The sequence below is a fragment of the Legionella pneumophila subsp. fraseri genome, from assembly GCF_000586315.1.
Taxonomy (GTDB): Bacteria; Pseudomonadota; Gammaproteobacteria; order Legionellales; family Legionellaceae; genus Legionella; species Legionella pneumophila_B.
The window spans coordinates 114,325-128,864 of the sequence record NZ_JFIM01000014.1; the positions used below are offsets into that span (position 1 = coordinate 114,325).

Below are 14,540 nucleotides of genomic sequence, written 5' to 3' on the forward strand. Positions count from 1 at the left end.
AACTTCAGAAATAAGAATAAGTGATTTAAAAACCTCGGAGAGTTTTTTAGGTTAGCGAAAAAATTATACACTCCAATTATTAACTAAAAATTAAGCAACATCTCTATTGCAAAAAAAAATGACTTATTTTGGTAAAAAATTACTTATAAACCACTAGCCTGGCGCATAAATAATCGTTTAATCGGGATAAATTCATTGCATGCCCGCAATCCGAGGCTGCGTAATGAGGTAACGGGAGAGGCGGCGGTTCCAAATAATCTTTTAAATCCCTCCATAAGTAAAATAATTTGCCACACAGAATACTTCCGTTCCCTTTGGTATGCCCTCAAGATTTTATTTGATGTCAATTCCCTTCTACCCATTTCCAGACAGTTTATCCAGCTTTTCACATCGGCCAGACCAACATTTAACCCAAGACCGGCTAATGGATGAATAGTGTGGGCTGCATCACCAAGCAATAACCAGCGATGCCCTGCATATTGCTTGACATGTCTCATTTGTAAAGGAAATTGATGGCGACCGCTTACCACCTTTATTTGCCCTAGCTCACTTCCAAATGCCTTAGTCAATTCCCTGCTAAATTCATTATCATCAAGTAATTTCAAGCTCATTGCGTTATCAGGATGAGTTGACCATACGATAGAACACTGATTGGGATTAGATAATGGCAAAAACGCCAAAGGGCCATCGGGATTAAATACTTGAAAAGCCGTATTTCGATGCGATTTCTCACTATTTATGGTCGCAACTATCGCTTGCTGCTCATACGACCAACTGGTTACATCCACCTTGAGCTTATGGCGCATAGGGGAGTTAGCGCCATCAGCGATCATCAATAACTGTCCTTCCCAGGCAGTATTTTGGCCGGAGATCTTGATGCTCTGCTCTAAATTACACACCTCGTCTATTACACTTTGAGGAAATAAACTAATTTTGGATTCTAATGATATTTGACGAAATAGAGCTTGTTTTAGGATTGATTCTTCAATAATTGCCCCTAAATTTGGCTCAGCAATACTGCGAGAATCAAAATCAATATATGCGCCACTCACACCATCCCATACATGCATTTTATTATAAGGAGCGACTCGAGTATCATCCAGGTGTTGCCATGCGCCTAATTCATTTAATAGCATTTTTGATGCCTTATTGATGGCATAAACACGCAAATCACTCTTGTCTGTATTGACCATCAATGTCCCTGCATCAATAACAGCAACAGTATAATGGCGTTGGGCCATAGCTAAAGCTGCTGTCAAGCCAACAATCCCGCCTCCAATGACAAGTACATCAAAATGTTGGCTCATTGAAATTCTCCTGCGCTTAATGCAATTTCACAAACCAAATCAGGAGTAATTCCGCCAAACCCCCGCGCATATCGCGCTAATAAATTTTTTAGTGCCGGTATATTATCCAGTGCCAGCAACCCAAGGTTACGCGCTATTCCCATACCGGGTAAACGACTGGTAAATAGATGTATCAAACCGTCTGTTAGCCAGGTGATCATTTGCTGATCATGTGCTCGTAATTTCAAATAATGCTCCAACATCTGTGGATTTAATCCCTTTTGGCTGATGCATTGTGCCAAAGCCGCAATATCCCTTAAACCCAAGTTAAACCCCTGACCCGCAACTGGATGCAAAGTGTGAGCGGCATTACCAACAAAAACAACAGGCCATTTGGTTTGCTGGGGCATTAAAACTTGTTTCAGGGGATAAGAGTATCGCTTTCCTACTTTACCAAATCGTCCTAACCTATACCCAAAAGCAGTTTGCAGTTCTCGCAAAAAATCACCATCATTCAACATCACTAACCGTTTTGCTTCTTCAGGCTTTGATGCCCATACCAATGACATTTTGTCATTCATCATAGGCAATAATGCAAGAGGACCGTTAGGCGTAAACCGCTCAAAAGCACGATTACCATGAGGTTTTATCAGACCCACATTGGCGACAATAGCGTCTTGAGCATAATCTTTGATTTTGACTGGCAGATTACAGAGGTGGCGAGTCATCGATTCCGTCCCATCGGCCGCGACAATTAATTGAGCCCGGATAGAAATCATATCGTCGCCATGGGCGACAGTGGCAGTAGAATTGTTAAAATCGATGGATTTTAAAGCCGCTGGAGCTAACAAGTGTTCTTTATTGATTAGGATACTCAAAGCCCTGTTGATGTATTGCATTTCTACCACATAGCCCAAAGGACTGTTTTTTTCGCCTCGCAAACGAGAAACCCCAAAGCGATGCTGATCAGAAACATGAATCATATGAATTGGTGTTGTATATTCCTTGAGAATCTCCCAAACTCCCAACATCGTCAATATACGTTGACTTGCAGGTGATAATGCCAATGAGCGAGCATCAAAATCAGGATTTACCTTGTCACTGTATGGCCTGGATTCTACTAAGGTAACAGTGAAACCTAAACCCTGCAGAGCCAGGGATAAGCTTGCACCAGTCAAACCACCGCCAATAATCAGTATATCAGTCTCTTTATTCGCCACGCATTAAAGCCTCAATATCATCTACATTAACAGGCAAGGCACCAGTCAATACCTCACATCCTGTCCTGGTGACCAGAATATCATCTTCTATACGCACACCGATATCCCACCATCGTTTATCAACATCTTCCATCCCTGCACTGATATACAGTCCTGGTTCAACTGTTAATACCATCCCGGCCTCTAAAGGACGCCATTCATTATTGATTTTATATCGCCCGACATCATGCACATCCAATCCTAACCAATGTCCTGAATTATGCATATAAAATGGTTTATATGCTTCATTTTTAATGAGCTCCTCCAAATCGCCCTTTAAAATTCCTATATCACAAAGACCCTCAGTGAGAATTCTGATAATAGTCTGCTGAATATGATTCCAGGGAAGACCTGGTTTAATCGCTGCTATACCAGCCTTTTGTGACTTCAATACCAATTCATAAATGATTTTCTGCTCAGGGCTAAAAGTACCGCTTACCGGGAAAGTTCTGGTAATGTCTGCGGCATAATTCCCATATTCACCCCCTGCATCAATGAGCACCAAATCACCGCGGCGCAAAGGTTTGTTATTTTCTGTATAATGAAGAATGCAGGCATTGGCACCACCACCCACGATAGGGTCATAAGCTACACTACGACATCCGTGACGGCTAAACTCATAAATTAATTCCGCTTCCAGTTGATACTCATATTCCATTTTCTGACAAACTCGCATCGCTCGTTTATGAGCAGCCACTGAAATACGGGCTGCCTGTCTCATTAACTCTAATTCCGCATCACTTTTAAGCAAACGCATTTCGCTTAGAATAGGTTCGAGATCGCATAAAGATTCAGGCGCCTTAATGCCCCTTCTCACCTGGGCTTTTAGTGAAGATAAGACATGCCTGATTTTTTTTTCCAATGATAAATTACGACTGAGGTTATAGTATATGGCAGATTTTCCGCTGAATAGTTTAGGAAGCTCTTCTGTAATACTGCTTAGTGGGTATGCCGCCTGCACTCCAAGTTCTTGCAAAGCGCTATCCTGGCCTAATCGTTTACCTGTCCATCGTTCTTCTGCAGGATTTCTTGGGCGATTAAACAAAATACTTTGGCTATCCTTACCCGCAATAATGACCAGCAAAGCATCAGGTTCATTAAATCCTGTTAAATAATAAAAATCACTGTCCTGTCGAAATCGATAATGAGTATCTCCACTGCGCAGCACCTCGTGTGCGGCAGGTATTACAGCAACACTATCATCGGGCAATTGCGCAGCTAATTTTTTTCTTCTCGCCTTATACTCTTGTTGGCTTATCATATCAATTTCCCTTTTCACTTTAATAAATAGAACAAATGAGCAATCCTTAAAACCAATAAATGCAAATAACTTCAATACCTTATCAACTTGCGATCAATGGGTTGTTCCAGAATCTCCAAGTTCTCTTTCATGCAAAACCAAATCACTGTGCAATCGAAGTACTGCCATACGAGTATACTCAGTGACCTCCATTAGAGCCTGCTCATCTTCCTCGCCTACTTCCAACGATTCACAATCCATCTCTGCGAATTCTATAAGATGTTGAAGAGCATCCTGGGATTCCTCTTCATAAAATTGCTCCATTCCAACTCCTGCGATAGTTAACCCTTGGGTAAACCCTTCACACCACTCACTAAAAGCCTGAGCACGAATAACCAAAGATTCATCGTCATCGGGCAATAACATTTGAAATTCAAAATCAAAATTATTAATTTGTTGCTGACTAATTGAAAAAACAGAAAACAGGGATAACAACGCATTGCGACTTTGCTCATCTTTCCTGTTATTTAACAAAGCACGTATGTAGGCCTCGCCTTGACTATCAGCCCCTGCACATAGATAACCGCACATGATCCCGTGTAATTCGCTACCGGACATAGTTAATGCTAAAACAGAAATGGATTGCACAAAATCATCGTACTCAGGTAAATGTAGCGAATCATTATCTAAAGACATAGTTAACCCTATTTAAAAAGATAGCTAATGATACCCCATTTAGAATCAGTGTTCACCTGCTACACTTTCTCACTGCCTATGATTTTCATAATTTGCTGCATTAAGGCAAAATTGCTACTATTTGCTTAATACCGTGCAAATACAAAGGCGTAATAATGACCAATATTAAACTCTGTAAAATAAAATTATTAAATAAAATCTATGAGATCAAATGTCCTGATGGCGAAGAAGTGAGCTTAATGCTCGCCGCAGAAAAACTTAATGAGAAAATGCAAAATAACAAAAATAAATTTAAACATTTGGATAATTTCCACATCCTTTTGCTTGCTGCTCTGGACATTGGCCATGAATTAATCCTATGTAAAAATGAACAGGAGCAACAGCGATTACAGGTGACGAAATTTATATCTTCTCTGGAAAATAAAATTAATAAAGCGGTAGTTGGCTCTGAAATGGATAGTAATTCATAAGCAGATAAATTAAGTATTCCTCGGCAAACCATCCTATACTATTGATATTAATAGCAAACAATTAAAAGGAATTAGCTATGCGACGTCAATGGTATATCGGATTTGGAGTTATCCTTTTATGTCTCTTTGCCCTATTTGCCATGCTGCAGGATATTGTCTGGTTTTTTGCCTTTTTGATACCAATTATAATCCTGTGGATTTATGATGTATTGCAAACAAAACACACCATTTTACGCAATTTTCCAGTACTAGGTCACGTTAGATATTTTTTGGAATTTCTTCGCCCTGAGATTCAACAATATTTCATCGCTACCGATGAAAGCGAGCTTCCTTTTAACAGAGAAACCCGCTCCATGATTTATCAACGCGCAAAAAATGTCAGAGACACCATTCCTTTCGGAACGGAACGAGACATTCTAAGCGTTGGCTATACTTGGGCACTCCATTCTCTATCGCCGAAACACTCCAGTGAAGTGGAACCAAGAATCGATGTGGGCGGACCTGATTGTAAAAAACCTTACAATGCCTCCCGATTGAACATATCAGCCATGAGCTTCGGCTCTTTATCGCCTAATGCCATAATGGCATTAAACAAAGGGGCAAAACTTGGAGGTTTTTATCACAATACAGGAGAAGGAGGATTAAGTCCTTACCATTTGCAAGGCGGTGACATTGTTTTTCAGATTGGCACGGCTTATTTTGGATGCCGCGACGACCAAGGTAACTTTGACGAAAATGAATTTATCAAAGAAGCATCCCGTGATGAAGTAAAAATGATAGAAATTAAATTATCACAAGGTGCAAAACCATCCCATGGTGGAATTTTGCCTGCAGCCAAATTAACAGAAGAAATAGCAAAAGTAAGAAAAGTACCCATGGGCAAAGATGTTTTATCGCCAATTGCTCATACCGCTTTTGATAATCCCGTCGGCTTACTTCATTTTGTAAAACGCCTACGCGATCTTTCAGATGGTAAACCTGTAGGCTTTAAACTCTGCCTGGGGCGCCGGCACGAGTTTATGGCTATTTGCAAAGCCATGCTGAAAACAAATATTTTACCTGATTTTATTACAATAGATGGTGCCGAAGGCGGGACAGGAGCAGCACCGGTTGAATACACCAATTTTATAGGAACTCCTTTGGAAGCCGGTTTGGTCTTTGTTCATAATGCCCTTGTTGGCACTGGTGTTCGCGATAAAATTCGCGTGATTTGTAGTGGAAAAGTAACCAACGGATTTGATTTACTCACTAATATTGCCCTTGGAGCTGATATCTGTAATTCAGCAAGAGCCATGATGATGTCAATAGGATGTATACAATCAAAACAATGCAATGCCAATACCTGCCCAACGGGAGTTGCCACCCAAAAAAAACGTCTTCAGTATGGTCTTGTTGTTGATGAAAAAAAATTTCTTGTTGCAAATTTCCATAATAATACGATAAAAAGCTTTTTAGAAATGGTTGGAGCCTTGGGATTAAACAATCCTAGTGATTTAAAACCATCCCATATCATGAGACGAATTGGGGTAGATGAAGTCAAATCGTTTGATCAAATCTATCCTTACGTTAACCCAGGTCAATTTTTACAAGGCGATATTCCTGATGATTATAAAATCCACTGGGAACATGCCGATCCAGACAAGTTTTAATATCAGTGTGGCCATAGCGTGTCAGCGTTATGATTCGTATTCCATGTGAATCAAAGCGGGAAAACGAATGGTAAGTGATTTAAAGCCAGATTCATTTCTTTAGCATTGATGTAAATTCAGTCGCATTGACCGCTCGAGAAAAATATAATCCCTGGCCATATAAGCAGCCTAAATCCCTTAATTTTTCCAATGCAGTTTGATCAGCGATACCATCCACCAGAGGCTCCCACCCTAATGTTTGGGCTAATTTAACTATAGCCTCTACAATTTTAGCTTTCTTTGCGTCTTTTGCTATTTTCAGTACGAAAGATTTCTCAATTTTAATGTCATCGATAGGGAAATTAGTCAAATGAATAAAGGAAGAGTTATTGTTGCAAAAATCATCAATGCATAATTTGATTCCCCTGGTTGATAGTTGCTCAAAAACTTCACTGGTAAGCATCTGATCAGCTAAACAAGTCCTTTCGGTAAATTCAAGTTTCAAGAATTGTGGGGCAATCTCATAGTCATTTAATAATTTCTCTATTAAATCAGGCAACTCACGATTCACTGACAGATTCACAGAGGCAAAAATTTTATGTCCAGCATCATGCCAGGCGGCTAATTGCTTTATTACCTCCTTGAGCATAAGAGTTGTCAAATCATGAATTAAACTGGTTCCCTCGATTAAAGGCATGAATTTATCTGCACTTAATAAACCCAATTCAGGATGTTCAAAACGGACTAATGACTCGGCACCAACAATTTTGCCATTAGCTAATTCAACTATCGGTTGGTAATAAATTTTTAAGTCTTTATTTTCAATGGACCTCTGCAGTTCATTTATCACAATCCGGTTATGTACAAGATCCTCTTCCATTTCAGAACTGTAAACTGCATAGGATTTGTTTTCTTTTCGTGCCTGGTAAACTGCAATAAGGGCATGGTTTACTAAAACATCATCTTCCTCTCCGTGAATAGGATAGATGGCAACACCAACGATGGGTGTCACATTGATACTAATTCCATCCACCATCAGGTTATTATTTAACAAGGTAAGAAGATGGATTAATAGCTCATTAATATCCAAATCTTTTTTAAGTCTCGGCATCAATATGGCAAATTCATCACTTTGCAATCTTGCAACCATATTAATTCCAAGAGAAGCTTTTAGCATGTAGGGATCAATCAAAATCGATTTTAATTTTTCAGCAAATTGCTTTACGATATTATTGGCATTAAATGAGCTGAAATTATAATTAAGATCATTAATTTTTATCACAATAACAGCTAATTCACCCTGTGAGCCCAATTGTTCGATGGCGAGCCGTATTTTTTCATTTAACAAGCGATTATTAGGCAAATTGGTCAAGCTATCGTGATTACTTTCATATTTGAGCTTTAATTCCAGATTTCCACTGAGATTTAAAAGCTCTTTGGTTTTATCAACCAGTAAACTCTCCGCTTTGTTAACCAATCCATAACAAAACGCTTGCCCCCAATACACAAACATAAAAGGTGTTAAATCCAGGATCCAAATTGCCGGGTTAGATCTTTGAGCCTGAATAAACCCGGCTAAACTCACAGATCCAGTCAATTGATAGGAAACGATACAACTTGCGATCAAGATACTGCCAACAGAAATAAGCAATCCCAAAAAGGCATATCGATTGACATGACCCTTCAGGATAACGGAGCTATGTGCCAGATTAGATTTAATATTCATGGATTAACAGTAATTCCCTTATGCCTGTCAACAGGCTAATTCTTAATTCCTCAGCTCGTTTATTCCAACTTCAATGCCCTACAAAAAACTGAATAAAATGGAATACTTAATGATTAGTATAGTCTAAAGAAAAAATAACAAATGTTTTATTGCATGGAGTTTTTCTAGGTGTAGAAACCAGGTTGGTGTTATAATCTAATTAACCCGATGGCGAGTGATTTTAGAACCAACACTCACAGCCAGGGAAGCATCCTGTTATCGGCGTTGAGCAAGCCCACCAATAGAGTGGGAAGCCTGAACCGATGCATTCGCTGCCCACTTGAACCTAAGGGTTCAAAATCCGGTACCCATCGGGTTATACCTTCATCAACTGCTCTTTTAATAGCAGGTATTCATCCCGAATTTTAGCTGCCAATTCAAATTCCATGTTTTGAGCATGAGCATACATTTGTTTTTCCAGCGCATTAATCTGTTTTACCAGTTCCTGAGGAGACCAATGAACATATTGGGGAGCTTTTTCAGCAACCACTGTTTTTCGTTTACCGATATAAGCACCTTCCAAAATATCCTCAACCGATTTATTAATTCCCTTGGGAGTAATGCCATGTTCCAAATTGAATGCCTTTTGTTTTTCACGTCGTCTCTCTGTTTCCGTCAATGCTCTTTGCATCGAACCAGTAATGGCATCTGCATACAAAATAGCTCGTCCCTTCACATTACGTGCTGCACGGCCAATCGTTTGAATTAAAGAACGCTCCGATCGCAAAAACCCCTCCTTGTCAGCATCCAAAATCGCAACAAGAGCAACCTCGGGCATATCAAGACCTTCACGCAATAAATTAATCCCTACCAGAACATCAAACTCACCCAAACGCAAATCACGAATAATTTCCATGCGCTCAACCGTATCGACATCAGAATGCAAATAACGCACCTTGATCCCGTGCTCACTCAGATACTCTGTCAAATCCTCTGCCATACGTTTGGTTAATGTCGTTACAAGAATACGGCTGCCCTGAGCGATCACCTGCCTGATTTCAGACATGAGATCATCGACCTGGGTTTTCACCGGTCTGATTTCCACCTCAGGATCAATCAATCCGGTCGGTCTTACCACTTGTTCAGCCACATTATCCGAATGTTCCTGTTCATAAGGCCCTGGTGTCGCTGAAATATAAATAGTCTGTGGCGAACGTTCCTCAAACTCTTCAAAACGTAACGGTCTATTATCCAAGGCAGAAGGCAGGCGAAATCCATAATTAACCAAGGTTTCCTTGCGCGCCCTGTCTCCGCGATACATCCCACCTATTTGAGGAACAGTAACATGCGATTCGTCGATAATTAGCAAGGCCTCCGGCGGGAGGTAATCAAAAAGAGTAGGCGGTGCTTCCCCGGCTTCGCGGTTGGATAAATAACGCGAGTAATTTTCAATGCCAGAGCAATAACCCAACTCCAACATCATTTCAATATCAAAACAAGTCCTTTGTTCCAAACGCTGAGCTTCTACCAACTTATTTTGAGCATTCAACTCAGCCAGTCTTTCTTGTAGTTCTACTTTTACTTTTTCTACTGTTTCTAAAATACGTTCTCTGGGAGTGACATAATGAGTTTTAGGAAAAATGGTGACACGGGGCAACCGCTGTAAAATTTCTCCTGTTAAAGGATCAAAGCGGGCAATATTATCAACCTCATCGTCAAAAAGCTCAATTCTTATCGCTTCTTTCTCGGAATCAGCCGGGAAAATATCGATGACATCACCATGTACCCGGAATTGGCCGCGCTCAAGGCTGAGATTGGTTCGTGTGTACTGCATTTCTGCAAGACGCTTTAAAATTTTACGCTGATCGGATTGTTCTCCACGGGAAAGATGTAATAACATACGCAGATAGGAATCCGGGTCGCCCAATCCATAAATGGCAGAAACCGTCGCTACAATAATGGCATCTTTGCGTTCAATCAACGCTTTGGTTGCCGACAAGCGCATCTGCTCTATATGCTCATTAATGGAGGCATCCTTTTCTATAAAAGTATCTGAAGCAGGCACATACGCTTCGGGCTGATAATAATCGTAGTAGGAAACGAAATATTCTACGGCATTATCAGGAAAGAAGGCTTTAAACTCTCCATAAAGTTGAGCCGCAAGCGTTTTGTTCGGCGCCATGATCAAAGTGGGTCTTTTCATGGCTTGAATAACATGAGCTATAGTAAATGTTTTACCAGAACCGGTAACGCCTAATAATGTTTGTTTGGCTAAACCTGATTCAAGACCATCAATCAAAGAGGCTATGGCTGTAGGTTGATCGCCGGCAGGTTGGTAATTTGAGTAAATTTTAAATAAGTCTTTCATATTTTATATTATATGCTAGTACCCCTATAATTCACAGGAGCAACAGATGGATATCGCATTGGCAAAGCGTGTACAAAAAGTAAAACCCTCACCTACCCTTGCCGTAGCTGCAAAAGCAGCGCAGATGAAAGCCCAGGGGCTTGATATCATTGGCCTTGGAACTGGTGAACCTGATTTTGACACGCCGCAGCATATAAAGCTAGCCGCCATCTCTGCTATTGAAGCGGGTGATACCAAATACACCGCCGTTGATGGGATAGTCGAACTAAAGGAAGCGGTTAAAAACAAATTCAAAAGAGACAATGAACTGGATTACCAGCTTAATCAGATATTAGTCTCTGTAGGGGGAAAACAAAGCTGCTATAACCTATGCCAAGCTTACCTTAACCCTGGCGATGAAGTCATCATCCCTGCTCCTTATTGGGTATCCTATCCTGACATGGTTTTGCTGGCCGATGGTGTTCCTGTCATCATTGAGACTACCCCTGCGCAGCGTTATAAAATCAATGCACAACAACTCGAACAAGCCATCACTCCAAAAACCAAAATGATTTTCCTGAACAGCCCTTCCAACCCCTCTGGAATAGCCTACACTCAGCAGGAGTTAAAAGAATTGGGTGAGGTCTTGAAAAAACATCCACAGATACTGATTGCCACGGATGATATGTACGAACATATTCTCTGGAGTCAAGCTTTTACAAATATACTCAATGCCTGCCCTGAATTATACGACAGAACTATTGTGTTAAACGGGGTATCCAAAGCTTATGCCATGACAGGCTGGCGGATAGGCTATGCGGCAGGCCCGGCACCATTAATCAATGCCATGAAAACCATTCAATCTCAATCCACATCCAATCCATGCTCCATAGCCCAAAGAGCGGCCGTAGCCGCTTTGAATGGCAGCAATGAAAGCATTGAAGAAATGGTCAACGCCTTCCATCAAAGGCACGACTACGTAGCCGACAGATTACAAAATATCGATGGCATAGAAGTCATCCCGGCCGATGGAACCTTCTACATTTTTCCCTGTGTGCAAGCGATTATCGAAAAACGAGGTTACGCTAATGACATCGAATTTTCCGAAAAATTGCTGAATGAAGTAGGTGTGGCACTGGTTCCAGGCTCTGCTTTCGGCACAGAAGGCTGCATCAGAATATCCTTCGCCACCGGGATTGATACCCTGAAAGATGCCTTGAACCGATTACAACGTTTCTGCAGTTAAAAAATATATTAAAAACCACTTGATTCTCTTGCGGAATCGTTTTAAGATTCCGCCTCAATTCCCCGGTAGCTCAGTCGGTAGAGCGGATGACTGTTAATCATTAGGTCACAAGTTCGAGTCTTGTCCGGGGAGCCAATCCTAGTCTGGGTTTTGGCGAAAATCTAATTCCTTCGTAGTTTCTCTGGGTACACTTTAGGGTGCACTTTAATGGAAAAAGAGAGCTACCAAGTTAACGGATTTATACATGGATGCATCAAAAAGAAGTAATCACCCTAAAAATTTAAATAAATACTCCTGGTTCACTCTTGTAATATTTATTTTCGCTGTATTCGCAATGTCGTACCAGACAACCAATACTTTTTTTGATGGTTTTATTCAAACACTTCCTCTAATTATTGTCTTCGTTTTCTGGAGTGAAAAATCTGCACGACTTATAAAACAAGCTGAAAGTAACTTAAAAAAGGAAGAGCTCTTTAATCGGGATACGTTTATACTAAGCTTTAGTTTTTTATTAGGATGCCTTATTTCATTACTATTTGCTTATGATAATAGTGATGTCAAAGGTTGGTGGGTATTAATTATTTACTTCATTACTTTGTATGGTTTGATTTTTTCTTTAATTTTCTCAGTAATAGCCCTTAAGATCAAAAATCATAAAACATACACCCTGGTTTTTTCATTTTTAATCATAGTATTCGTATCAATGGGAAAATTTTTCCCCCGTTATACGTTCATTCCATTGCTAGGATATATCGACACTTTCTACGCAGTAACTTGCGTATTGTTAATTATTCATTGTTTATTTGCCATTAATTGCAAAATAATCAGAGCAATTAAGAGAAATACACCGTAACAAAAAGTTCAACAAAAGATGGAGCTGCAAATGAAAAGTAAAAAAATACTCGTATTCGGGTTAAGCATTACACTAACCGCTATAACTTCAGCATCATATGCCAAGAAAATTTTTCCTTCTGATATCATGGGTAGAGATTTAAATTATCCTGGCATGGGATGGTTAGGACATGTTGGCATAGCTACAAGACCAATGATGGATTCCAGTGGCATGTCAACGCCTGCTAATCAAGTGATAGAGATACTTAATGAACCAGTAATAGGCCAGATTAATACTATAGATAATTTTAAAAGGCGTTCTCCCTATTGGGGTAGTAAATATGGCGTAATTGGTAACCCTGAGCAGGGCTACCGAGTATTGGTTGAAGCTAATCACCAGCGTTGGTGGGTTAGAGAATATACCAGCAATACTGATTATAGGATTGCGCAAGGGAATCCAAGGACAGGAGAAATATTTGTAACAGGTCGTTGGCGATGTGACACTTATGCTTGGTGGGCTTTTTACAGTCAAGGAGTAGACACCATGGCTAGTCGCATATGGCTACCAAGGAATTTGTTTAATTTTTTTCCTTATTATAATGATGAAAGGTTGGTTGTAGAATCCTCCGAACCATCAGCAGAAGTTTTAACAAATAAATCCTTAGACGATGTGAGTGCTGAAGATCTTAATGAAATGTCCTTAGAAGAATTTCAAACAGTAATTGACGCCCCCTTAACGGCTCCAACTAATTATGTTGCTCCTATGTCAGCTTATATGCGCTTTGCTTATAGCGATAGTCTTAATGATATTAAACGAGGGGCTATGATTGATAAAATTACATCAAAGGTTAGTGACGTAGATTTGGTTCAAAAATTATTAAGATTATATGATGAAACAGACCGAGAGGAGGTAAAAAATAAAATAGTGAGCGGCCTTATGTTTCATGTTCAAGGAGAGTTAAGAGAACACCCAAACCCCAGAGATAAAGAATTATTGAGAAGTTTTTTTCATAGGCTAATAGGCGAAAAACTTAATCAACAATGCGCCGATTGGGCCACAATGGGATTTATTGACACACATACGGCAAATGAAACCCTACAAAATCTGGATAAGATAGATGCTCAATTAGCAACTGCAACCCATCCGGCCTCAATTACGCTTAAATACAAATTAGTCCATAAATCTAAAAAATTACAACCCATTTATATCAAATCGATTGTGGATGAGCTTCGCGAGGCTAATAATTCAGACTTGGACAGCTATTTTTTTGGCCCCTTAGCTATCGGGTATCAAGGAACTGGAAAAAATTTGCTGGAGCCAGAATCCAAACAAATAGTTATTAATTATTTAGATGAAGTTCGTTACAAATATACTTCAAAAGGTATCAAAGCTAATCCAGATGACTTTCATCGAGGCACCACAGCGCCTTATTATTTTGAATTACTCAAACTTATGGATAATTAAACAGTTCTCTGCGCCAGATCACTTTCTGGCGCTATCTTTTAATTTTTGAAGTATCTCAATTTGATCAGTTCTTTTTAATCAACCAAATTACCTCATGCATTAAATAATGCGCTTATCCATAACTGTCGTTAAATTATGCAGCTTTACAGTTACTGCTCTGTTTTAAGTTTAGCGTTGATCGAGCGGTTCGCTCAAAGTTGAAACCCGGCAATGCTGTATGCTCGAAATGGGGGCAAATCAACCGTTATAAGGCAAACGGTCTCGCCTGTTTACAGCTATTTTTTAATTGGTTACCTCCTATATTTTTTAAATTGATCAAACAATTATTGTGTATTCCGGAGCGAAATGATCACCAATTCCGGCGGCA

The 14,540-nt window shown here is 39.9% G+C and carries 11 protein-coding genes, 1 tRNA gene and 1 other RNA gene; 7 read left to right on the plus strand and 6 right to left on the minus strand.

The genetic code is table 11. The annotated features are described in order from the left end of the window. Positions 1 to 143: 143 nt before the first annotated feature. From CC34_RS0104335 to CC34_RS0104350, 4 genes are all read right to left on the minus strand, one after another. A complete protein-coding gene (locus CC34_RS0104335) occupies positions 144 to 1,307 on the minus strand; it encodes a UbiH/UbiF/VisC/COQ6 family ubiquinone biosynthesis hydroxylase (protein WP_028378840.1) in 1,164 nt (387 codons plus the stop codon). Further along, the gene (gene ubiH, locus CC34_RS0104340; RefSeq protein WP_028378839.1) at positions 1,304 to 2,506 is read right to left on the minus strand and encodes a 2-octaprenyl-6-methoxyphenyl hydroxylase; all 1,203 of its coding nucleotides are present in this window, start codon (positions 2,504 to 2,506) and stop codon (positions 1,304 to 1,306) included. Before ubiH ends, CC34_RS0104335 begins: the two co-directional genes overlap by 4 nt. Further along, on the minus strand, positions 2,496 to 3,806 hold the full coding sequence (gene pepP / locus CC34_RS0104345) for a Xaa-Pro aminopeptidase (RefSeq protein ID WP_028378838.1): 1,311 nt from the start codon (positions 3,804 to 3,806) through the stop codon (positions 2,496 to 2,498). The genes ubiH and pepP overlap by 11 nt, the downstream gene beginning before the upstream one ends. A gap of 93 nt (positions 3,807 to 3,899) precedes the next feature. Further along, positions 3,900 to 4,481, minus strand: coding sequence for a UPF0149 family protein (locus tag CC34_RS0104350; protein ID WP_027228037.1), 582 nt, complete (start codon positions 4,479 to 4,481; stop codon positions 3,900 to 3,902). Positions 4,482 to 4,636: 155 nt separating this feature from the next. On the opposite strand from CC34_RS0104350, the gene CC34_RS0104355 reads away from it, so the two are divergent. Further along, a complete protein-coding gene (locus CC34_RS0104355) occupies positions 4,637 to 4,951 on the plus strand; it encodes a cell division protein ZapA (protein WP_028378837.1) in 315 nt (104 codons plus the stop codon). Positions 4,952 to 5,028: 77 nt separating this feature from the next. Continuing rightward, entirely contained in the window at positions 5,029 to 6,600 is a 1,572-nt protein-coding gene (locus CC34_RS0104360; RefSeq protein ID WP_028378836.1) for an FMN-binding glutamate synthase family protein, read from the plus strand. Positions 6,601 to 6,691: 91 nt separating this feature from the next. Here the strand turns inward: CC34_RS0104360 and CC34_RS0104365 are convergent, their stop codons facing one another. Then, the gene (locus CC34_RS0104365; RefSeq protein ID WP_028378835.1) at positions 6,692 to 8,305 is read right to left on the minus strand and encodes a putative bifunctional diguanylate cyclase/phosphodiesterase; all 1,614 of its coding nucleotides are present in this window, start codon (positions 8,303 to 8,305) and stop codon (positions 6,692 to 6,694) included. Between the two features lie 198 nt (positions 8,306 to 8,503). On the opposite strand from CC34_RS0104365, the gene ssrS reads away from it, so the two are divergent. Continuing rightward, positions 8,504 to 8,666, plus strand: a non-coding RNA gene (ssrS, locus tag CC34_RS1000000116875) — 6S RNA. On the opposite strand, the gene uvrB is transcribed toward ssrS, so the two are convergent. After that, on the minus strand, positions 8,661 to 10,652 hold the full coding sequence (gene uvrB, locus CC34_RS0104370; protein ID WP_028378834.1) for an excinuclease ABC subunit UvrB: 1,992 nt from the start codon (positions 10,650 to 10,652) through the stop codon (positions 8,661 to 8,663). The two genes, ssrS and uvrB, sit on opposite strands and share 6 nt — an antisense overlap. Positions 10,653 to 10,698: 46 nt before the next feature. Here uvrB and CC34_RS0104375 point away from each other — a divergent pair, with 46 nt between their 5' ends. The 4 genes from CC34_RS0104375 to CC34_RS0104390 all read left to right on the plus strand — a co-directional run bounded on the left by CC34_RS0104375 (position 10,699) and on the right by CC34_RS0104390 (position 14,173). Then, a complete protein-coding gene (locus CC34_RS0104375; RefSeq protein WP_028378833.1) occupies positions 10,699 to 11,877 on the plus strand; it encodes a pyridoxal phosphate-dependent aminotransferase in 1,179 nt (392 codons plus the stop codon). 59 nt (positions 11,878 to 11,936) lie between these two features. Next, positions 11,937 to 12,012, plus strand: a tRNA-Asn gene (locus CC34_RS0104380). 109 nt (positions 12,013 to 12,121) lie between these two features. Continuing rightward, complete coding sequence (locus tag CC34_RS0104385; RefSeq protein ID WP_028378832.1) at positions 12,122 to 12,730, plus strand: hypothetical protein; 609 nt, start codon at positions 12,122 to 12,124, stop codon at positions 12,728 to 12,730. A gap of 30 nt (positions 12,731 to 12,760) precedes the next feature. After that, positions 12,761 to 14,173 (plus strand): hypothetical protein, encoded by a 1,413-nt coding sequence (locus CC34_RS0104390; protein ID WP_027228030.1) that lies wholly within the window; start codon positions 12,761 to 12,763, stop codon positions 14,171 to 14,173. Positions 14,174 to 14,540: the final 367 nt, after the last annotated feature.

Bases quoted from the DNA above. Each gene is read 5' to 3' on its own strand.
- CC34_RS0104335 (WP_028378840.1), bottom strand. From the start codon at position 1,307: ATGAGCCAACATTTTGATGTACTTGTCATTGGAGGCGGGATTGTTGGC.
- pepP (WP_028378838.1), bottom strand. From the start codon at position 3,806: ATGATAAGCCAACAAGAGTATAAGGCGAGAAGAAAAAAATTAGCTGCG.
- CC34_RS0104350 (WP_027228037.1), bottom strand. From the start codon at position 4,481: ATGTCTTTAGATAATGATTCGCTACATTTACCTGAGTACGATGATTTT.
- CC34_RS0104355 (WP_028378837.1), top strand. From the start codon at position 4,637: ATGACCAATATTAAACTCTGTAAAATAAAATTATTAAATAAAATCTAT.
- CC34_RS0104360 (WP_028378836.1), top strand. From the start codon at position 5,029: ATGCGACGTCAATGGTATATCGGATTTGGAGTTATCCTTTTATGTCTC.
- CC34_RS0104365 (WP_028378835.1), bottom strand. From the start codon at position 8,305: ATGAATATTAAATCTAATCTGGCACATAGCTCCGTTATCCTGAAGGGT.
- uvrB (WP_028378834.1), bottom strand. From the start codon at position 10,652: ATGAAAGACTTATTTAAAATTTACTCAAATTACCAACCTGCCGGCGAT.
- CC34_RS0104375 (WP_028378833.1), top strand. From the start codon at position 10,699: ATGGATATCGCATTGGCAAAGCGTGTACAAAAAGTAAAACCCTCACCT.
- CC34_RS0104385 (WP_028378832.1), top strand. From the start codon at position 12,122: ATGGATGCATCAAAAAGAAGTAATCACCCTAAAAATTTAAATAAATAC.
- CC34_RS0104390 (WP_027228030.1), top strand. From the start codon at position 12,761: ATGAAAAGTAAAAAAATACTCGTATTCGGGTTAAGCATTACACTAACC.